20 protein-coding genes are annotated in these 20,686 nt (G+C 67.0%); 9 read left to right on the forward strand and 11 right to left on the reverse strand.

Annotated features, from left to right (window positions below):
* The first annotated feature begins 113 nt into the window (after nt 1-113).
* The 7 genes from KEG57_RS16465 (at nt 114) to KEG57_RS16495 (ending at nt 8,702) form a co-directional block, all read left to right on the forward strand.
* The gene (locus tag KEG57_RS16465) at nt 114-1,427 is read left to right on the forward strand and encodes an imelysin family protein (protein WP_272418676.1); all 1,314 of its coding nucleotides are present in this window, start codon (nt 114-116) and stop codon (nt 1,425-1,427) included.
* A complete protein-coding gene (locus KEG57_RS16470) occupies nt 1,420-2,844 on the forward strand; it encodes an HTTM domain-containing protein (RefSeq protein WP_272418675.1) in 1,425 nt (474 codons plus the stop codon). The genes KEG57_RS16465 and KEG57_RS16470 overlap by 8 nt, the downstream gene beginning before the upstream one ends.
* Entirely contained in the window at nt 2,829-5,108 is a 2,280-nt protein-coding gene (locus KEG57_RS16475; protein ID WP_272418674.1) for a TonB-dependent receptor family protein, read from the forward strand. The genes KEG57_RS16470 and KEG57_RS16475 overlap by 16 nt, the downstream gene beginning before the upstream one ends.
* Nucleotides 5,109-5,169: 61 nt before the next feature.
* The gene (locus tag KEG57_RS16480) at nt 5,170-6,246 is read left to right on the forward strand and encodes a DNA-methyltransferase (RefSeq protein WP_272418673.1); all 1,077 of its coding nucleotides are present in this window, start codon (nt 5,170-5,172) and stop codon (nt 6,244-6,246) included.
* Nucleotides 6,247-6,585: 339 nt separating this feature from the next.
* Nucleotides 6,586-7,251, forward strand: coding sequence for a hypothetical protein (locus KEG57_RS16485; protein WP_272418672.1), 666 nt, complete (start codon nt 6,586-6,588; stop codon nt 7,249-7,251).
* A gap of 134 nt (nt 7,252-7,385) precedes the next feature.
* Complete coding sequence (locus KEG57_RS16490) at nt 7,386-7,964, forward strand: hypothetical protein (protein ID WP_272418671.1); 579 nt, start codon at nt 7,386-7,388, stop codon at nt 7,962-7,964.
* A gap of 57 nt (nt 7,965-8,021) precedes the next feature.
* Nucleotides 8,022-8,702, forward strand: a complete 681-nt coding sequence (locus KEG57_RS16495; RefSeq protein WP_272418670.1) for a hypothetical protein — start codon at nt 8,022-8,024, stop codon at nt 8,700-8,702.
* On the opposite strand, the gene KEG57_RS16500 is transcribed toward KEG57_RS16495, so the two are convergent.
* Complete coding sequence (locus tag KEG57_RS16500; RefSeq protein ID WP_272418668.1) at nt 8,673-9,278, reverse strand: hotdog family protein; 606 nt, start codon at nt 9,276-9,278, stop codon at nt 8,673-8,675. The two genes, KEG57_RS16495 and KEG57_RS16500, sit on opposite strands and share 30 nt — an antisense overlap.
* A gap of 109 nt (nt 9,279-9,387) precedes the next feature.
* On the opposite strand from KEG57_RS16500, the gene KEG57_RS16505 reads away from it, so the two are divergent.
* A complete protein-coding gene (locus KEG57_RS16505; RefSeq protein WP_272418667.1) occupies nt 9,388-11,178 on the forward strand; it encodes a M61 metallopeptidase family protein in 1,791 nt (596 codons plus the stop codon).
* Nucleotides 11,179-11,261: 83 nt separating this feature from the next.
* Entirely contained in the window at nt 11,262-11,999 is a 738-nt protein-coding gene (locus KEG57_RS16510; RefSeq protein ID WP_272418666.1) for an arginyltransferase, read from the forward strand.
* Nucleotides 12,000-12,009: 10 nt separating this feature from the next.
* Here the strand turns inward: KEG57_RS16510 and KEG57_RS16515 are convergent, their stop codons facing one another.
* From KEG57_RS16515 to nrfD, 10 genes are read right to left on the reverse strand one after another with little or no spacing between them, the layout of a single operon-like run.
* Nucleotides 12,010-12,330 (reverse strand): cytochrome C oxidase subunit IV family protein, encoded by a 321-nt coding sequence (locus tag KEG57_RS16515; RefSeq protein WP_272418665.1) that lies wholly within the window; start codon nt 12,328-12,330, stop codon nt 12,010-12,012.
* A gap of 8 nt (nt 12,331-12,338) precedes the next feature.
* Nucleotides 12,339-12,971 (reverse strand): cytochrome c oxidase subunit 3, encoded by a 633-nt coding sequence (locus KEG57_RS16520; protein ID WP_272418664.1) that lies wholly within the window; start codon nt 12,969-12,971, stop codon nt 12,339-12,341.
* Nucleotides 12,949-14,616, reverse strand: a complete 1,668-nt coding sequence (locus KEG57_RS16525; RefSeq protein WP_272418663.1) for a cytochrome c oxidase subunit I — start codon at nt 14,614-14,616, stop codon at nt 12,949-12,951. The genes KEG57_RS16520 and KEG57_RS16525 overlap by 23 nt, the downstream gene beginning before the upstream one ends.
* Nucleotides 14,613-15,701, reverse strand: a complete 1,089-nt coding sequence (gene coxB, locus KEG57_RS16530; RefSeq protein ID WP_272418662.1) for a cytochrome c oxidase subunit II — start codon at nt 15,699-15,701, stop codon at nt 14,613-14,615. Before coxB ends, KEG57_RS16525 begins: the two co-directional genes overlap by 4 nt.
* Nucleotides 15,698-16,516 carry an SCO family protein gene (locus KEG57_RS16535; protein ID WP_272418661.1) on the reverse strand — a complete coding sequence of 273 codons (819 nt, stop codon included), beginning with the start codon at nt 16,514-16,516 and terminating at the stop codon, nt 15,698-15,700. The genes coxB and KEG57_RS16535 overlap by 4 nt, the downstream gene beginning before the upstream one ends.
* A gap of 56 nt (nt 16,517-16,572) precedes the next feature.
* A complete protein-coding gene (locus KEG57_RS16540) occupies nt 16,573-16,953 on the reverse strand; it encodes a hypothetical protein (RefSeq protein ID WP_272418660.1) in 381 nt (126 codons plus the stop codon).
* 2 nt (nt 16,954-16,955) lie between these two features.
* On the reverse strand, nt 16,956-18,137 hold the full coding sequence (locus KEG57_RS16545) for a hypothetical protein (protein ID WP_272418659.1): 1,182 nt from the start codon (nt 18,135-18,137) through the stop codon (nt 16,956-16,958).
* Entirely contained in the window at nt 18,134-18,742 is a 609-nt protein-coding gene (locus tag KEG57_RS55595) for a c-type cytochrome (protein ID WP_272418658.1), read from the reverse strand. The genes KEG57_RS16545 and KEG57_RS55595 overlap by 4 nt, the downstream gene beginning before the upstream one ends.
* Nucleotides 18,739-19,335, reverse strand: a complete 597-nt coding sequence (locus KEG57_RS16555) for a DUF3341 domain-containing protein (RefSeq protein ID WP_272418657.1) — start codon at nt 19,333-19,335, stop codon at nt 18,739-18,741. Before KEG57_RS16555 ends, KEG57_RS55595 begins: the two co-directional genes overlap by 4 nt.
* Nucleotide 19,336: 1 nt before the next feature.
* Complete coding sequence (gene nrfD, locus KEG57_RS16560; RefSeq protein WP_272418656.1) at nt 19,337-20,686, reverse strand: NrfD/PsrC family molybdoenzyme membrane anchor subunit; 1,350 nt, start codon at nt 20,684-20,686, stop codon at nt 19,337-19,339.

Raw genomic sequence — 20,686 nt, forward strand, 5'->3', positions numbered from 1 at the left:
CCAAGGAGCATGCTTCGTTTCGGCAGAAGTTGAAAGTAGTTTTCAAGTTCGACAAGCGTGCTAACATCCGCCTTCCTGCTCGGGACCAAGCTTCGAACCGGAAGAGGATGTCCATGCAAAAGGAATCGCAGGTGAGCGCTCCGCCTCCCAGGAGGTGGTTGCAAGGCGGGAGCGTCGCGCGCGCGCTCCTCGGGGGTATTTTCGCCGTGGGCCTCGTCGCAGGCTGCGAGCGAATCGCATTTTACTCGACGGGCCGTCCCCCGCCGGATTCGAATGCGGGCTCCACGACCGCCTCGTCCTCGACCGGCGGCAGCAGCGGCGATCCGACGGGCGGAATGAACACCGTGACCCGCGCGACGCTGCTCGACGCCATTGCCACGTGCAACCTCGAGCTCCTCGACGCATTCCAGAAAGCCGCAGAGGAGCTCGCCACGGAGGCCGCCGAAGCCAAGATGAACCCCGCGGGCCGCGTCGAGGCGCAGGCCGCGTGGGTCAAAGCCATCGACCTCTGGCAACGCGCCGAGCCCTTCCAGTTCGGCCCCGGCGGCCCCACGAACACGCCCGGCGGCCAGGGCCTGCGGGACACCCTTTACTCCTGGCCGCTCGTGAGCCGTTGCCTCGTCGAGCAAAACATCGTTTCGAAGGCGTACGAGGCGCCCGATTTCGGCACCACCGCGCTCATCAACATGCGTGGCCTCGCCGCCGCCGAATACCTCCTCTTCTACACGGGCACGGACAACGCCTGCAGCCCCGCGACGGGCATCAACGCCACGGGCTCGTGGGCCGCCCTGAGCGCAGACGAGCTCGCCTCGCGAAAGGCCGCGTATGCGTCGTCCGTCTCGACGGGCATCGCCGCAATGGCTGGCAAGCTCCTCGGCGCCTGGCGTCCGGGCGATGGGGATTTCGCCGCGCAACTCAGGGACCCGGGCAAGAACGGCTCGGTCTACACGACGGAGCAGATGGCCCTCAATGCGGTGAGCGATGCGATGTTCCACGTCGAGACGCACGTGAAGGACCTGAAGCTCGCGCGTCCGCTCGGCATCCTGGATTGCAGCAACGCGACCTGCCCGGAGGCCGTCGAATCCCGCTTCGCCCGCCGATCGCGGCCGCACGTGCGAAACAACCTCGTCGGCTTCCGCATGCTGATGAGCGGCTGCAAGGACGGCGAGGGCGTGGGCTTCGACGACGTGCTCGTCGCGATCGGCGCGACCGCGCTCGCCGAGAAAATGAACGCGGACGTGAATGCCGCCATCGCCGCGGCCGATGCCATCCCGGCCGACGATCTCGCCCAGGCCATCGCGGAAACCCCCGAGAGCGTGAAGCAGCTCCACGACGCCGTGAAGCGAATCACCGACAGCCTCAAGACCGAGTTCGTCACGGTGCTCGATCTCGAGCTCCCGCAGATCGTGGAAGGGGACAATGACTGAACGAGCCGAAGCGGTCCCCCCGGGCCGCCTCGCGCGGCTCGCGTCCCTCCTCCTCCGCCCCGAGGACGCCGCGGCACTTGCCGCGTTCCGATTCTGCTTCGGTGTCCTCGGCTGCGTGAGCGCGATCCGCTTCCTCGCGTATGGCTGGGTGGACGAGTTCTTCGTAAAACCCCGGTTTTTCCTGTCCTACTGGGGTTTCGATTGGCTCGCGCCGCTCTCCGCGCGGGGCATGCACGCGCTCTTCGTAGCGCTCGCCGTGGTGAGCGCGTGCGTGGCGGTCGGCTTCCTTTATCGCGCCGCGATCGTCCTCTTCCTGCTCGGCTTCACCTACGTCCAGCTCCTCGACGTCACGAACTACCTCAACCATTACTACCTCGTCAGCCTGCTCGCGCTCCTCCTCTCCTTCATGCCCCTCCACCGCGCGTATTCGGTGGACGCTTGGCTCTTCCCCAAGCAAAGGAGCGCGACCTTGCCAGCGTGGTGCACGTATCTGCTCCGCGTCCAGGTCGGCGCCGTCTACTTCTTCGCGGGCCTCGCGAAGGTCAACAGCGATTGGCTCCTCCACGCGCAGCCGCTCAACATCTGGCTCTCGTCGCGCACGTACCTGCCGATCATCGGACCGCTGCTCGGCGAGCGCTGGGTCGCCTTCGCCATGAGCTGGGCCGGTTGCCTCTTCGACCTCACCGTCGTGGCTTTTTTGCTGACGCCGAGGACCCGCGTCGCCGCGTATGCCGTCGTCCTCTTCTTCCACGGGGTTACAAAACTCCTCTTTCCGATCGGCATGTTCCCGGCGATCATGGTCGTCGCGGCGCTCGTGTTTTTCTCGCCAAGCTGGCCGCGGAACCTCGCCCGTTTCTTCCGCCGCCGCGCCTCCGCGCCCGCCCCTGCCCTGCCCGCGCCCGCCGCCGCGCCCCTCCCCCGCTTCTTCGGCGCGCGCGTCGCGGTGGCTGCCTGTTATTGCGCCTTCCAGCTCCTCTGGCCCCTCCGGACGCACCTCTATGGGGGCAACGTCCTCTGGCACGAGCAGGGAATCCGGTTTTCCTGGCGCGTCATGCTCCGCGAGAAAAACGGGAGCGTCACGTATCTCGTGACGGACCCGCGGACGGGCCGCACCCAGGAGGTCCCCCCGCGCAAGTACCTCAATGGCAGGCAGGAGCGCGATTTCTCCACGCAGCCCGACCTCATCCTGCGGCTCGCGCAACAGATCGCTCTTGATTTCGAGGCGCGCGAGGGCGTGCGCCCGATCGTCCGGGCGCACGCGCCCGTATCCCTCAATGGCCGTCCGGCGGAGCTGCTCATCGATCCGACGGTCGATCTCGCGTCCATCTCCGACGGGCTCGCCAAGGCCACCTGGATCCGGCCCGTCCCCACGGCACCTCCCATTCACCTCGAGTCCCTGGCATGGCATCGCCCCTGATTCGACGCACGACGCTCCCCGCGCTCCTTTTGCTCTCGTTCTCGCCCGCGGCGCTCGCCCAGACCCAAGGCGAACCGCCGCCTCTGCCGCCGCCCGAAGCCGCCCCGCCGCCCGAGGGCTCGCCGCCAAACGCTGCGGCGGAGGATCCGAATGCGAAAAACGCCGAGCCTCCTCCCCCCATTGAAATCTCGGTCGTCGGCACGCGCCTCCAGCAGACGAGCGGCTCGGCGCACGTGGTGACGACGAAGCAGCTCCAGCGCTTCAAGTACGACGATCCCCACAAGATCCTGCTCGCCGTCCCCGGCGTCTACGTCCGCGAGGAGGACGGCTTCGGCTTGCGCCCGAACATCGGCATTCGTGGCGCCGTCTCCGATCGAAGCAAGAAGGTCACGATCATGGAGGACGGCGTCCTCCTCGGGCCGGCGCCCTACTCGGCGCCCGCCGCGTATTACTTCCCGCTCATCGGCCGCATGGATGCGGTGCGCGTGGTGAAGGGCCCCTCGGCAATCAGTTATGGCCCGCATACGGTCGGCGGCGCCATCGACATGACCACGGCCGCCATTCCCTCCGAGCGTCGCGGCATGCTCGACGTCTCGTTCGGCCAGTACATGTTCCGCAAGGTGCACGCGCGACAAGGAATCGCCGACGACAAATACGGCGTCCTCCTCGAAGCCGTGCACGTCGCGAACAATGGGTTCAAGGAGCTCGACGGGGGCGGCGACACCGGGTTTGCCCGGACCGACGTCATGATGAAGGGGCGATACACCTTCGATCCCGTGGGCTCTGTGGTGAACGAGCTCGAGCTCAAGGTGGGCTACCAGAACGAACTCTCGAACGAGACGTACCTGGGCCTCAGCGATGCGGACTTCCGGGCGACGCCGTATCGCCGTTACGGGGCGAGCCGGCTCGATCGCATGGAATGGAACCGCACGCAATTCCAGCTCACGCACCGCGCGCGCTTCCGCCCGAACCTGGAGGTCACGACGATCGCCTATCGCCACGACCTGCATCGGGCCTGGCGCAAGGTGAACGGGTTCCGCGGCACCTCGGTCGCCGACGTCCTTTCGAACCCCACCGATCCGCGCAATGCCCTCTACTACGGCGTCCTCACGGGCGCCATCGCCCCGAGCACGGACGACGAGACGCTCATGATCGGGCCGAACGACCGGACGTTCGTCTCGCAAGGCCTCCAATCCACCGTGTCGTGGCGCCCCAAAACGGGCCCGATCTCCCACCGGATCGAGTATGGCGTCCGCCTCCATTACGACTCGATCCGCCGCCAGCATACCCAGGACGGCTTCCTGATCGAGGGCGGCAACCCGATCCCCGAGGGGCGCCCCACGGAGACGACCGCCGACAACGACGCGTACACCCACGCCCTCTCGATGTACGCGACCGACGCGGCGACCTGGGGCCCGCTCACCCTCACGGCCGGCGCGCGGCTCGAATCGATCCGCAGCGTGCTCGAGAATCACCTCACGGGTGAAGAGAACCTGACCATCCAGCAGGTCGTCCTCCCCGGCGCGGGCGTCTTCCTTGCATTGCCGCGCGATTTCGGACTTCTCTTCGGCGTGCATCAGGGCTTCTCCCCCATCCCGCCGGGGCAAAACGACCTCGTCCGGCCCGAGAAGAGCTGGAACTACGAGGCCGGCGTACGCTGGGCGCCGAAGCGCGTGCGCGCCGAGATCATCGGCTTCTACAGCGATTACAAGAACCTCACGAACCTGTGCTCCTTCTCCTCGGGCTGCGTGCAGGAGAACCTCGACCAGCAGACCGACGGCGGACAGGCGCGCGTACTCGGCTTCGAAGCGTATGCCGAGAGCGAGATCAAGCTGCGGGAAAACCTCGCGCTCCCCGGCCGATTGAGCTGGACCTATACGAACGCGCAGTTCACGAACACCTTCCAATCCACCGATCCCATCTTCGGCGACGTCGAGGCGGGCGACGAGCTGCCGTATGTCCCGAAGCACCAGGTCGCGGCGTCGATCGGCGTCGAGACGCCGCGCTGGGGCGTGAACGTGGGCTGCACGTACACGAGCCGCATGCGGGAGCTCGCCTCGCAAGGCGAACCCGCGCCGGGCACGGCGACGGACGATTATTTCCTCCTCGACGCCTCCGTGAACGTCCGTCCCCTGAAATGGTTGACGATTTACGCGCTCGGACGGAACCTGCTCGACAACGCCTACATCGCCTCCCGCCGTCCTTATGGCGCTCGCCCCGGCGCTCCGCGCTGGCTACAGGCGGGCGCGCGCCTCGACTTCTGAACGTCCCTGCCGACATCTTGGCCCGCGCCCGCGCTCCCTGCTAGGAGCCGTTCGCCCCCTCATGTCGAGCCAACCCTCGCCCCTCCCGCCCGCGCGCCGCGGCGCCTATTTCATCGGCGACAACCTCGACGTCCTGCGGGAGCACGTCCCGGACGCGTCGGTTGATCTGGTCTACCTGGATCCCCCGTTTCAAAGCGGAAGGACGTACCACCTCTACACAGGTGTCGCGGCGGACGAACCTGGCGCGGTCGCGTTCGACGATACGTGGTCCTGGGGCGATGCCGCCGCGCGCGCGCTCGCGGCCCTCGTCGCCCAGGGCGAGCCCGTCGGGCGCGCGCTCGCGGGCCTCCACGGCTTCCTCGGCCCGTGCGACATGATGGCCTACCTCGCCATGATGGCGCCTCGTCTCGTCGAGATGCGCCGCGTCCTCCGGGCCACGGGCAGCGTCTTTTTGCATTGCGACCCCACCGCGAGCCATTACCTCAAGATCCTGATGGACGCGGTCTTCGGGCCGGAGTGCTTCCGCAACGAGATCATCTGGCGCTACCGCCGCTGGCCCGCCCGCGCGCGGCGCTTCCAGCGCATGCACGACGTGCTCCTCTTCTACACGCGCGAGGCCTCGAACGAGCATACGTTCCACGCGCTCTACGGGTACGAAGAGCTCGCGGAGTCCACGAAAAAGACGTTCGGCACGAAAAAGCAGCGCGCGGATTTCTCCGCCGGGCACAGAAAGCCCGGCGTCTCGGACGAGGAGACGAAAGGGCCGCCGCTCTCCGACGTCTGGGAGATCGGCGTGATCGCGGCGAAGGGCAAAGAGCGGCTCGGCTATCCGACGCAAAAGCCCGAGGCGCTGCTCGAACGTGTCGTCCTCTCCGCCAGCAACGAGGGCGACGTCGTGCTCGATCCCTTCTGCGGCTCGGGGACGACCCTCAGCGTGGCCACGCGGCTCGGGCGTCGCTTCCTCGGGATCGACCGGAGCCCCGAGTCGAGGCGTGTCGTCGAGGAGCGGCTCGGGCGCGCGTTCGGCGAGGCGATCGATTGGGAGATCGTCGATTGCGCGGAGAGTCGGCCGAAGCCGCTCGTGCGCACGGACGCCGGAAGGACGGGCGAGCGAGAGAATCGGCCGCGGGTGGCTTGAGCCGCGTCGGATGTCGCCTCGATTCGAGGAGGCGTCCCATGGCCCCCGGACGCGCTCGAATCCCCTGAACGAATCCCGCGCGCTTTCCCGCGGCGTCGAGGACGCCCTTCCCTCATCCGTCTCCGCGCACATGGCCCGATAGAGACATTCGAGAGCTCGCTCGTTGACCGGGACGGATGCCTCTCTTAAGTGCATGCGAGAGGTCGCTGGGTCGTCGTCTGCCGAAAAGACCCTGGAGTGGATGGCGAAACAGTAGAGCCTCGTGATGGGGGACCGAAGCGCTCGCAGGGCGAGCAGGGGGGGTGTGCAATGAAGTGCCGTTCAGGAATGCTGGGTGCAATGGTGGGAATCGGCCTGACGCTGGGCTCCGCCGCGGCCTTCGCCCGGCCTCCCGGCTGCAACTCGGGCTCTGCGGCGACGATGTACGACGTGGGGGTCGCCAATGGCCGTAGCCTCACGGCGCGGGCCTGGGCGCAGGTGAACGATTGCTTCGCGCTCGAGTCCTTCTACAACCTGATCGAGGATGCACTGGATCTGCTCAGTGTGGCCCCGGGCTCGGGGAGGCTCGCCGCCTGCCGCATCGGCGGAACCGGCGACGGCATCTTCCAGAAGCTCCTGGATATCGACAACACGTGCACGAACCAGTGTATCCAGACCGGCGAGCAGATCGGCGACGTCATGGCGAGACTTTATTGCTTGATTTCCATCGCTCTCGGCGGCATCGCCCCCGCGCCTCAATTCATTCAAGGGCCCCTCGGGATCTGCGGGATCAACATGAGGCTCACGTGCGAGACGACGTTCTTCGCCACTGCTCAGAGCTACCCGGGCTGCGGCCCGTACACGCGAGGGATGTTCGAGGCTTCGTACAGGACCGAGATGAACAACGCCTGCTACGCGCCGCCTCCGATCAGCATCGGGGCCCTCGCGCCCGCGGATAGCCCGGAGATCCGGCTGGCGGAGCTCTGGAGCCGGATGAACATCGCGCTTTACACGCCCGCGGAGTAGCGGAACGGGAAGCGAAAGGCACGCCCGGAGCACGGAAGCCCAGGCTGCGCGAGGGTCTCGCGCAGCCTGGGACGGCGCCGAGATTGCAGGGCGAGCCCCTTGTCGAGGTTCTGTGTCTGTGAGGGGAGGACGAAATGAAGAAGCGCGGACAATTCGGTATGTTTTTCGGTGTCGCAATGCTTTCTCTGGTCGCGACGGGCGCGCGTCCTGCCTTTGCGGCGCCGCCCCCGGCCTGCGACACCGACACGTTGCAGCGCATGTACGAGGTCGGGTACCAGAACGGCCAGAGCCTCCTGCAGCGCGCCTGGAGCCGGATCAATCGCTGCAGCAAGCTCCGGGATTTCCGCGAAATCGTGCGTAGCACCTTCGCGGAGGCAGCGGTCCCGACCACGAGCATGATGGTCGCCTGCCGCATGAGCGGCATGCACGACGGCTACTACGACGCGATCGCGGCGATCGACAGCTCCTGCCGCACCTGCGTCCTGCAGCAGGACTGGGCCGTGGGCGATTATGCGGCCCATACGTACTGCGCGCTCGGGGGCCTCTCGATTCCGGTGGAGCAGTTCTCCTCGGGTCCCCGCCGCGTCTGCGGCGCGGCCGCCCGGATGCAGTGTCGCCGCCAGTTCGACCAGTCGGCGCGAAATACCTGCGGCGAACTGATGAGCACGAATCCACCGGACAGGTTCCGCTCGCTGGCCTGCACCGGCGAATAGCCACCCCGGGCTTCGCCCACGTCCGGCGATCCTCCTCGAACTACGGAAAAACCTCCCATGAAGATCCTTGCAGCCATGCTCGCATCGTCGATCGTTGGCCTCGGACACGCGCCGGAGGCCTGGGCGGAGCCCCCCTTCGTCCCTCGGAAATGCCGGGGCTCCGCGGAGAAGGCGGGCTTCGAGGCGGGCCGCGGCCCCGGGCGCGCCATCGCGCGGGAGGAGGTCGAGCACGCCCATGTCTGCGAGCGCCTCGACCGCGTCGCGGAACGCATGATGAGGAAAGCGCGCCGATCGCCGCGCGGGCTACGGAACAACCCCCGCGCGATCTGCGAATACGCCGGGACGGTCCAGGGCATTTACGAGGCGCTGCATGGCGTCTGGGGCCGGTGCAGCGCCTATTGTTGCAGCGAGGGGAAGATCGTCGGCGAGATCGGCGCTGAGCTCTATTGCCATCTCTCCATCGCCCTGGATGGCCTGGGCGTGACCGACTACCTGCCCCGCAAGCCGCCGTCGCTTTGCGGCGCGGCATTCGAATCCTGCTGCGAGTCGCGCTTCGGCGAGGTCACGCAGAGCTACGCCGATCCGGAGGGACAGCAGTGCCGCACGTACACGGAGGGCGCGTACCTCTCCGCGTGGGAGCAATCGCTGAACGATCAGTGCGCGTACGCGATCGAGACCCCGGCGATCACGCCCGACGCGTCGCCCTCGTCACCGCAGGATCCCCTCGACCTTCGATAACGAAAGCATCCCCTGCGCCACCGTCTGCCCGCGCACCTCGACATCGGCCTCGAAATGCTGCACGTCCGCGCCCTCGCGGATGAGCCGGATCTCGTAGCTCAGCACGTCGCCCGGAAAGACGTTGCGCAAGAAGCGGAGCTGGCTCGCGCCGATCGCGCCCGTGCGCATGGGGCCCGCCATCGTGATCGCGGCCAGGATGTCCTCGCCGAGGCCCGGCGTGAAGCCGGTTTCGAGGCGGTATCCGACGTCCGCGTTGCGCAGCGCCGACACGAGCTCGGATGCGTTCCGGCCGATTGCTTCGAGCTCGCGCTGCACGGCCACGAAGATCTGCAGCATGTTCGCCGCCTGCACGATGCCCTCGAGCGCGAGCGCCCGCGGCAGCATGGGCGGCGTCGGGAGCTCGGCCGAGAAAAACGGCTCGTTCACGCTCACCGCGCGCGACGCATGCAGCGTGGGGCGGGGCGCGCGTGAATACCCCTCGATCCGATCCACGAGCAAGAGCGGCGGCCGCTGCGGCAGGAGGAGCATCACGACAGCCGCGCCGAGGGGGAGTACGTCCGTTTTCGTCTGGGCCATGCGCGAGACGACTATCGCACAGCTCCACGCCGGGCAAAAGCCCAGGCCATGCGCCGCCCCGGCTGGCCCTCGTCAACCCCGGGGATAACCCGTATTCTCGCTTTCCCGTATGCGCTCTCGCTCGTTCGTCCTCGCGCTCGCCCTCGCCGCCGCCGCTTGCACGACGCCTCCCCCGAACGCGCCTTCCCGCTGCCCCGAGCCCACGAACGAGCGCGTGAAAACCTCCGGCGCCAAACCCGTCCCCGCGTCTCCCGCGGCTTCTCCGACGCGCGAAGGACCCGGCCTCGACGTCACGATCCGTCCCGTCCCCGCGGCGGCCGCGATCGACGTGACGCTCGCGTTCCGCGGCGCCGGCGCGTTCCCCGGCCGCACGTTCTCGATACGCACGCCCGATCCGAAGGCCTTTCGAATGAAGGAGGCGCGCGACGCGCGCGGGACGATCGACGCGCGCCCGGCTCCGCACCCGGATCACGTCGCGATCGAGCTCGCGCGCGCCCCCGAGGGCGAGCTTCGCCTCGTGTACACCGTCGAGTCGCGCGTGACGCCGGGAAAACTGCCTTTCCTGCTCTCGGATCCCGACCGCCTCGAGGTCACCGGCGACGCGCTCCTCCTGCCCGACGCCGCGCGCGATCTGCGCCTCGCCGTGAAGCTCGAAATCGATTTGAGCCCCTACGGTACGCTGGAGAGCGGCGCCTCCGTGAGCGGCGCGGCGACGAGCTTCGGCATCGGCGCGTCGCGCGAGGTGAACACGACCGCGGACGAGCTGCGCGGCGCGGTGATGGTCACGGGCCGCATGGGCACGGCTGTCTTCGACACGCTCGAAGGGCACGACGAGGCCGCGTGGTTCGGCTACACCGCCTTCGATCCGCGCCCCGTCTCCGCGGACACCGCCGCGTTCCGCACCGCCGCAGGTGAGCTCTTCGGCGAGCGCAGCCCGATCCCGCAAACGTTCCTCATCGTGCCCGAGCCCGGCCCCGTCGGCAGGTTCGTCGCGGCGCGACGCACGCGCAGCGTGCTCTTGCACGTCGCCGTGGGCGAACCCTGGTCGGGGCCGCTGCGCATCGCGACCTCGGTGGAGATGCTCCGCGCGTGGGTCGGCGAGCGGCTCTGGATCGGGCCCGAAGATCCGGCGCGTCAAGCCGAGGGCGCGTGGTTCGCCGAAGGCGTCGTGCGACACCTCGCGCGGGACATGCTCTTTCGGTTCGGCCTCGTGACGCCGCTCGAAGTGGCCGACGAGGTGAACGGGCTCGAGTCCGTGATCGCGACGTCGCCACGCAGCAAAGAGGGGAACGCGGCGCTCGCGAAGAGCTTCCGCGAGCCCGGCGTCGTGCCGCTGCTCGTCGCGCGCGGGGCGCTTTACGCGCTGCATGTCGACGCTGCGATCCGAGCGAAGAGCGGCGGCCAGAAGAGCCTCCAGGAGGTCCTGCGCGCGCTCTACGCGAAGGCCAAGGAGCGACGCGGCCCGCTGCCCGTCTCGGCGTGGACCTCTGCCCTCACGGCCGAGATCAGCCCGGCCGAGGTCGAGGTCTTCGCCGAGGCGATCGAGCGCGGGGGCAAGCTCGATCTGCCCGACAACGCGCTCGGCCCTTGTTTCCGCAGGGAAACGCGGCGCTACGAGCGGTACGACCTCGGCTTCGACGAGGCCGCGACGCGCGCGAAAATCCCGCCCGTACTCGTGGGGGTTCGTCCGGACGGACCTGCGGCGAAGGCGGGCTTGCGCGAGGGCGACGAGCTCGTCGAAGGCTTGACCTCGGCGGGGCGGAGCGACGTGCCGGTGACGATCGTCGTGCAGCGGGGCGACGACCGCATCAACGCGAAATACCGGCCTGCCGGGCCCTCCGCGAGCGGCCGCGGCTGGTCGCGGCGCAAGGACGTGCCCGACGAAAAATGCACCAAATAAAGCAGCCGGACAGCCTCGCGTGACCGGGCTCTGGTGAAGCGCTATCCGTCCGTGCGACACTGCTGCCGAGCCCGATCGCGTCCATGGCCCGCCTGATTCAGCACATCGTCGAACCCCCGCGCGCCTGCTCGTACATCCCGAACGAGCGCGCATCGCTCGAACATCACATCCTGCTCGACGTCGATCCCGAAGAGCTCGACACCCTGCTCGAGCGAGGCGTCCGCCGCTTCGGTCCCGATTACTTCCGCCCCGTGTGCCCGTCCTGCGCCGCGTGCGTCCCGACGCGTATCCTCGCGAGCGAGTTCAAGCCGAGCCGCAGCCAGCGCCGCGCGCGCAATCGCGGCGCGGAGTTTCGTATCGTGGTCGGGCCGCCGCGCGTCGACGCGGATCGGATCGCCCTCTATCACACCTGGCACGCCGACCGGGAGCGCGCGCGGGAATGGACGCCGGGAAAGCTGACCTCGCGCGATTATTTCTATCAATTCGCGTTCCCGCACCCGTCCGCGCGCGAGGTCGCGTATTACGACGACGAGGCCGGCGGGCGCCTCGTGGCGATCGGCATCTGCGACGAGACGCCGCGCGCCTGGAGCGCGGTGTATTGTTTTTACGATCCCGCCTATGCCTGGCGCTCGCCCGGCGTGGGCAACGTGCTCGCGCTCGTGGAGATCGCCCAGAGGCAGGGCAAACCTTACGTCTATCTCGGATATCGCGTCGCGGGCTGCCCGTCCTTACGTTACAAGGCGGCGTTCCACCCGCAGGAGATCCTGCCGCGTTTGCCCGCGGACGGAGAGCCGCCGCGTTGGACGCGGACCGAGGAGTGAATTCTCCGAATCACGGATAGGGGTGCGCGGCAGGATCGGGCCGCGGCGGGAACGTCTTGCGGGTCAACGGATCGGCGGCCGTGAGCGCGACGAGCAGCGCGATGAACAGGAACGTCAGAATGACGATCAGCCTGTTCGCGAAGCGCTGCTCGACGAGGTGCATGAAGATGAACAGCACGACGAACGTCTTCGCGACCGAGATCGCGAGCGCAATGACGAGCTCCGCTTCGCCGAGGCCGAGGCGCGAGATCCCGAACGACAGGAACGTCAGCACGAGCAGGGCGATCCACGAGCCGATGAGCTTGGGTGTGGTGACGTGCGCGCTGATCATGTCGCCTCTCAATCCGTGAGGTAGAAGAGGGGCCAGAGGAAAATCCAGACGACGTCGACGAGGTGCCAATACAGGCCGACATTCTCGACGGCGACGTAGCGATGGGTGCCGTATCTCCCCTTCAAGCAGAGCACGGCCACCGCGGCGAGCATGATCATGCCGGCGATCACGTGCAGGCCGTGCAGGGCCGTCATGAACCAGTAGAGCGTGTACCCGAGGACCACGCCGGCCGGCGGCTGCTCCACGAACGAGTACATCCCGGCGGGGAGCGCGTTCTCGTGAATGTGGTGGGCGTATTCGAAGCCCTTGACCACGAGGAAGACGGCGCCGAACGCGGTCGACAGGGCGAGGAGCCCGGCGGCGAGGCGGGCCTTGTTTTCCCGAATGAAATGGACGCCCAGGGCCACCGTGAAGCTCGACGTGATGAGCACGACCGTGTTCGTCGTCCCGAGCGCCACGCTGTTGTGGTGGAGCGCCTGGACGAACCCGGCCGGGTACATCGCGCGGTAATACGCGTAGGCCGCGAAGAGGGCCCCGAAGAGCAGCGTCTCGCTGCCGAGGAACATCCACATCGCGAGCCGCGCGGCGTGGTCCTGCTTTTCGAGGGTCTCGAATTGCTCAACGAGCCTTTGCGCGCTCACGGGCCACCTCCTCGGAGAGCGTGTATTCGTAGGCCGAACGCTCGATCTCGGGCGTCTCCTCGAAGTTGTGCTTCGACGGCGGGGACGCGGTGATCCACTCGAAGCTGCGCGATCCCCAGGGGTTCGGCCCGGCGCGCTTGCCCCATTTCAGCGCGACGAGGAGGTTACCGAGCGCGAGGATGAGCCCCGCCCCGAGCAGCCAGGCGCCGCCCGTCGAGAGCACGTTGAGCCACTGGTATCGCTCGGGATACGTGAAATACCGCCGCGGCATGCCGCCGTTACCGAGGAGGAACTGGGGCAAGAACGTGAACACGAACCCGATGAACACGGCGACCGAGGTCAAGAGGCCGACGCGCTCGTCGTAGAGCCTGCCGAACATCTTGGGGAACCAGTAATGCGCCCCGGCGAGGAACGATGTCAGCGTCCCGCCGACCATGATGAAGTGGAAGTGGGCGACGACGAAATACGTGTCGTGCCAGTGCACGTCGAGCGATTGCGTCGCCACGGCCACGCCCGTCATCCCGCCGAAGACGAACAGGAAGAGGAACCACAGGAAATACAGCATCGGCGTGGCGAAGCTGATCGCACCCCCGCGCAGCGTCGCGACCCAGGTGAACACCTTGATCGCCGAGAAGATCCCGACGAACATCGAGAGCGCGCCGAAGACGCCCGCGTCGAACTCGCTGAGGCCCGCCACGAACATGTGGTGGCCCCAGGTGAAGAAGCCGATGAACGCGATGCCGAGCGACGAGTATGCGATGGCCCGGTAGCTCGCCGGCTGGTTGTGCGAGAACGAGCAGACGACCTCGCTGATCACCCCGAACGCGGGGAGGATCATGATGTACACGGCCGGGTGCGAATAGAACCAGAAGAGGTGCTGGAAGAGCACCGGGTCGCCGCCGTACCGAGGATTGAAGAGCGTGAGGCCGAACGCGTGATCGAGCGCGATCAGGATGAGCGACATCCCGAGCACGGGCGTCGCGAACAGGATGATGATGCTCGTCGCATACGAGGCCCACACGAAAAGTGGCATCCGGTGCCAGCTCAGGCCCTTCGCGCGCAACGTGTGCGTCGTGACGATGAAATTGACCGACGTCATGATCGACGAGATGCCGTTCACGAAAATGCCGATCCCCATCCAGGTGACGGCCGTCGGCGACGTCGTGCTGTACGGCACGTAAAACGTCCAGCCGGTGTCCGCGCCGCCCGCGAGCATGGCCCCGAGCAGGATGATCGCGCTGAGGACGTAGACGTAGAAGCTCGCGAGGTTGATGCGCGGGAACGCGAGATCCTTGGCCCCGAGCATGATCGGCAGGACGAAGTTGCCGAAGACCGTCGGAATGGCCGGGATCATGAACAACCAGACCATGGTGATGCCATGGAGCGTGAACATCTGGTTGTACGTATTCGCGTCGATGAAGGTCTGCTCGGGCGTGAGCAGTTCCGTGCGGAGCACGAGGGCAAAGACGCCGCCGAGCCCCAAAAAGAGGATCACGCCCACGTAGAACATCAGGGCAATGCGTTTGTGGTCCTTCGTGAGGAGCCACGAGCGCAGGCCGCTGTCCGCGCGCAGATAATCCGGATGGTCCGCGCCGACGCCGAGCGATTCCGGCCTTTCATCGGCGTCGATGGTCGCTTGGCTCATTGCACCCCCTCCTGCGTCTCCGGAACGGTGACCGTGCCCCAGGGCGTCGCGCCTGGCTTCGGGCGCACGTCACGCAGGCTCTTCATGAGCTCGATGATGGCGCCCGCCTGGGCCGGGCGAATCTGGCCAAGGAAACTCGGCATGATGCGCTGATACCCCGCGTGAACGTGCACGAACGGATCCATCATCGACTCGGTGATATACGCCTCGTCGACCTTCGCGCTGCCGCCGCCTTCGAGCGGGACCGTGGTGCCGTAGAGGCCCGCCCAGGTCGGACCGAGGTGCGGCGTGCCGTCGATGGTATGGCAGCGAAAACAGCCGAGCTCGGCCGCGGCCCGTTTTCCCTGTTCAACCATGCTCAGGGGCTCCGGCGGCGCGTATTCCGTGACGGAGGACGGGCGCAGGTCGACCGGGCCCGCCACGGCCGGCTCCGGCGATTTGCCTTGCAGCCAGCGCTCGTATTCCTCGGGCGGGAGCGCGATGACCTCGCCGCGCATGGTCGAGTGGCTGACGCCGCAATACTCCGTGCACAGGATGTCGTACCGGCCCGGCTCCTTCGCCTCGAACCAGAGCGTGGTGAGTCGCCCCGGGAGCACGTCCTGCTTCAGCCGGAAATCCGGCACGAAGAAGCTGTGAATGACGTCACGGGAGGTGAGGATCAGCTTCACGGGCCGCCCGGCGGGGACGTACAGCGTCGAGATGGAGTTCGCGCCCTCTGGATACGCGAATTTCCACATCCATTGTTTGCCCGTGACGTAGATCTCGAGCGCGTTCTCCGGCGGGACGCGGATGGTCATGAATTGCCAGAATCCGATCACCCACCACACGATGAACATGCCGAAGAGGCCGACCACGACCACGGCTTCGAGCCAGATGGCCGGCGTCGCCTCGGGCACGCGGCGCGACGGGTGCTTCTGGACGGCCGTGCGGCGATAGCGGAACAAGAACCACCCGCCGATGAGGGTCACCAGCAAGGCGCCCCCCATCGTCATGATGATGACGAAATAATGGAGCTTGTCGATCTCCTCGGCAATGGTGGACGCCTGCCGCGGCAAAAACAGGATCGTACGGAGCAGCTCGTTCATCGGGGTTCACCCCCTCGTCCCCGGCGCCGATCCCGGCGCCACAACATGCCCAGGGTCGTTCCGACCGTGCACAGAATCAGGAGCGATCCAATGCGGAGAAACCCGGTGATGTACGGCCCGTACCTTCGCGTCGCCGGGTCGTAGCGATAACAGGTGACGAGCACGCGATCGACGATCGTGCCGACCTTGCCCGCCGCAGCCTCGACGAGGGCGAGCCGCAAATCCCACGCGGAGGGCTCGAGCCCGTAGAGGTACCGCGAGATGCGCCCGCCCGGCGCGAGCACCGTGACGACCGCCGGGTGCGCATATTGCTCGGTCGAGGAATCATAGCCATAACGGAAGCCCACGGCGTCCGCCACGGCGCGCGACGCCTCGGCCGTCCCCACGAGGAACCGCAGGCTTTCCGGCTTCGCGCCGAGCTTCTCGGCGAGCGCATCCCTGCGCTTCGCGGCATCGGTCGGCGTATCCTCCGGATCGATGCTGACCGTGACGAGCCGATAATCCTCGCCGGGCGTATACCCCGCCTCCGCGAGGCCCTTCGAAACGCCCGTGAGCAAAAGCGGGCAGAGCATCGGGCAGCGGTAATAAGCGAGCACGAGGAGCACGGGGACATCGCCCGCGAGGAGCTCGCCCGTCTTCACCTCTTCCCCGCGCTCGCCGCGCAGGACGATATCGCGCGGAACGTAGCCGCCGAGGCGCTCGTCGACGTCCGCCTGCCTTGCCGCCATGGGGAGCGCGCGCGTCTCCTCCGCGGCGGCGACCGGCGCGCCCGCGAGCATCATGGAGAGGGCCATGGCCCAGCCGAATCGTCTCACCAAGAGCTCCCCCTAACGCCCACGCCCCCAGAGGGCGCGGCGCTCCTTCGATGCCGCTACCGACCCGCGCCGCTCACGACGAGGTCCATGGCCACGTCAATCGGGACTTGCACCTTGCTGCGATCCTCGCCCACCCATTCGAATCGCTCGATCGATTGACGTTTCGTGAGGTGGACGATCTGCCCTCGCCCGAGGTTCGAAAACAGCTCCTCGTGGACGTTCGAGCGCTCCTTGATGGGGCCGAGGTGCTCCTCGGGATAGACCCCCGAGGGCCGGAGCTCGGCCTCGCGGTACCGTTGAAGCACGTAGGAGACCCCCGTGAGCACGAGGGCGAACGCAATGGAACCCAGGACAGCGTACATGATCAGGCGCGGCGGGAGGACGTCCTCCTCCTGCCTGACGATTCCGTGACGCTTTTCGTGCTCGGGATGGCTCATGGTCAAAGGCTCCCGTACCGGAATGCGGCCTCGAGCGAGGTGTCGTTTTTCGGGACAATCGGGCGACCACGCAGGCGGAACGTGCCGAACGCGAGCGCGGCCCCGCCGACGCAGACGAGCGCGGCGACGTCGAGCCAGTGCACGATGGGCCCCTCGGCGCGCACGGAGGGCATGACGAGCCATTCCATGTCGACCCAGTGCATGAAGAGGATCCAGAGCGCGATCGGCGCGAGCGTGCTCGGCTGCTGCTTGACCCGATACGGGAGCAGCGCGAAGAACGGAATGACGAAACGGCCGGCCGCGACGAGGATGCTGAGCGGGGCGAACTCCCTCATGCGGGGCGCATAAAACGACGCCTCGTGGGGCTTGTTCGTGATCCAGATCAAGAAGAACTGGAAGTACGCGATGTACGCCCAGAAGATCGTGAACGCGAGCAGGAGCCGGCCGAGCGCGTAATAATGGGAGCTGCCCACCCGGGTGAGCATGCCCGCGCGCTGCAGGCCATAGGTCGCGAGCACGAGGAGCGCGAGCGCGCCCAGGAAACCGCCGGCGAACCAGTACACCCCGAACATGGTCGAATACCAGGCAGGAGTGAGGGACATGAGCCAATCGACGCCCGCGAACGTGAACGCGAGCGCGACCGGAGGCAGCCCGAGCGCCGAGAGGGCGCGGAACCGCGGTTTGTCCGTGGCCGCCGGGGCCCAATCCCCGCGCAGCGACCAGCGGCGGAGGAAATACGAGATGCCGAGCCAAACGCCGAAATACAGGAACGCGCGGACGAAGAACGAGGACGTGTTCAGGTACGGCAGCTTGTGCTCGACGAGATGCTGGACTTCGTGTTCGTGGATCGTGGACGGCGACGTCCAGGGATAAATCGTGGTGATGCCGACGGCGATCGGAATGAATCCGATCACGGCGAGCGGCAGGACGCCCGTGACGCCCTCGATGACGCGGCGGAGAGCGACGGGCCATTTCGCGTCCATCGCGTGGACGATCATCAGGAAGATGAGTCCGCCGACGAGCAGGGAGACGAGCCACGCATAGGCCGAGAGGTAGGCGTAGAATGCGTCCCGGCCGTGGGCGACGCCGCCCACGACGAGCGCGATCGCGCCGACGACGAACGCGAGGAAGCCTCCGAGGATGAGCCGACCTCCTCCGGTGAAAATGCTGGGTTCCGTGTTCATCGAAGCTCCTCCTGCATCCGCACGCGGACGGGCTCGGGCAAGACGCCGACGGCGACGCCTTTCGTACGAAGCTGGAGCGCGCGCACGTAGGCGACGACGGACCAGCGCTCCTCGACGCCAAGCTCCTGTCCATAGGTGGGCATGAGCCCGTAGCCCTGGGCAATGGCCTGGTAGACGCGCCCCACGGGGTAATCGAGGACAGGCGCCTCGACAAAGCTCGGAGGCTTGCGCAGCTCCATGTTGTCCGCGACGACACTCACGCCATCGCCGCCCACGCCGTGGCAGGCCGCGCAGAAGACCTCGTAGCGCTCCCGGCCGTGATCCAGCATGGGCCGCGAGAGTGGGATGGGAATGGCCTCGACGAACTTCCCGTCTACCATTCCGCTGATCACCTCGGGCGGGCCGAGAAACCGCTCGCGCGGGACGGTGCCCTCGGGAGGCTCGCGCATGACGCGGCGATCGTCGAAGAACGGTGCCTCCTCGTAATACTCGAAATGCGCCTGGTTCACCATGCGCTCGAAATCACGCTCGGTGCCCGAACTGTTGCAGCTCGCGAGGAGCGGGCACACGGCGAGGACGAGCGGAAGGGCGGCGATGGTCTTCACGACTCCTCTCCCTCCATTCGCTCGAGCCGTTCGTCGAGCTCGGCGTCGGTCGCCGGATGCGCCCCGAGCGGCTCGACGCGGCTCGCGCCGAGCTCCCTGAGCTTGCGCGCGGTCGCCTCGCGATCGAAGGCGGGATCGAGGTCGGAGACGGCCAGGAAAAACTTGTCGATGCTGGCGCGATCGAAGCCCGGCACCTCGAAGATCGGCTGCCACAGGGATGGCAGGCCGGACCAGAGGGCGAGGATGACACAGGCCGAAAGCGCCGAGAAGAGCACGGCCATCTCGAACGTGGCCGGGACGAACGCGGGCGGCGCGTGGGCGGGCCTGCCGCCGGCATTCAGGGGGTAATCGACACCGTCCGTCCACCATTGCACGAGGTAGGCGACCGCGGCCGCCGCGATGGCGAACGGGAACACCACGAATCCGATGCGAGAGCGCCCGCGGCCGATGGCCCGTTCGAGCTCGAGGAGGGGGTACGGCGTGTACCCTTCGAGCCTGCGGTACCCGGATTTGCGGAGCTCGTGGGCCGCCCGGATGATCTGCTCGGGCGTGTCGAACGCGCCGACGATCCCGCTTTGCTGCGTCCTCCGCATTTTAATGTTCCTCCTCGTGCGAGAGCTCGTGCTTGAGCTCTTTCACCTCGGCGAGCGAAACGAACGGGACGAACCGCAAGAAGAGCAGGAAGAGCAGCAGGAAGAATCCCATCGTGCCGAGGTAGATCATCCAATCGACGTATGTCGGAACGAACACGTCCCAGGCCGAGGGCAGGTAATCGCGCTGCAGGCCCATGACGATGATCACGAAGCGCTCGGCCCACATGCCGACGTTGACGAGGAGCGAGACGGTCCAGAGCACGGCGAGGCTATTCCGCGCCTTCTTCGACCAGAAGACCTGCGGGATGACCGAATTGCAGATCATCATCATCCAGAAGATCCAGGCCCAGGGCCCGAAGGGGCGCGCCTCGAAGAACTGGTAGATCTCGTATTCGTCGCCGCTGTACCACGCCATGAAGAATTCGAGGATGTACGAATACGTGACGACCCAGCTCGTCACGAGGACCATCTTGGCGAGGTTGTCGAGGTGCCTCTTCGTGATGACGTTCTCCAGCCGGAACAGGCTGCGCACCGGGATCACCAGGGTGAGCACCATGGCGAACCCCGAAAAGATCGCGCCGGCGACGAAGAACGGCGGGAAGATGGTGGAGTGCCAGCCGGGCACGAGCGTGATAGCGAAGTCCGAGCTCACGATCGAGTGCACGGAGAGCACGAGCGGGGTCGAGAGACCCGCGAGCAGGCCATAGACGACGCGATAATGGCGGTAGGAGCTCGACGCGCCGGTGAACCCGAGCGCGAAGATGCCGTAAATGAATCGCTTCGCCCGGGTCGGCGCGCGATCACGCATGGCCGCGAGGTCCGGGATGAGGCCCGTGTACCAGAAGACGAGCGAGACCGTGAAATAGGTCGAGATGGCCGCGGCGTCCCAGGGGAGCGCGCTCTTGAATTGCGGCCAGACGCCCATGGTGGATGGGTACGGGAAGATCCAGTAGGCGAACCACGGTCGCCCGAGGTGGAGGACCGGGAACATGGCGGCCTGGAGAATGGCGAAGAGCGTCATCGCCTCGGCGAAGCGGTTGATGCTCGTACGCCATTTCTGCTCGAAGAGCAGGAGCACGGCCGAGATGAACGTGCCCGCGTGGCCAATACCGACCCACCAGACGAAGTTGATGATGCCGAACCCCCAGGCGACCGGGATGTTGTTTCCCCACATCCCGATGCCGTACATCACGGTGAGCGTGATCCCGGTGAACAGAAACAACGTGCCGATGATGGCGACGAGGAAACCGATTTTCCCGAGCCTTCTCCACGGCCGCCAGGCGGTCGAGAGGAGCTGGTCGGAGAGCTCGGCGTCCGTGGGGCGCCCGATGAAGACCGGCTCCGTGGCCAT

The sequence above is a fragment of the Polyangium jinanense genome, assembly GCF_028435365.1.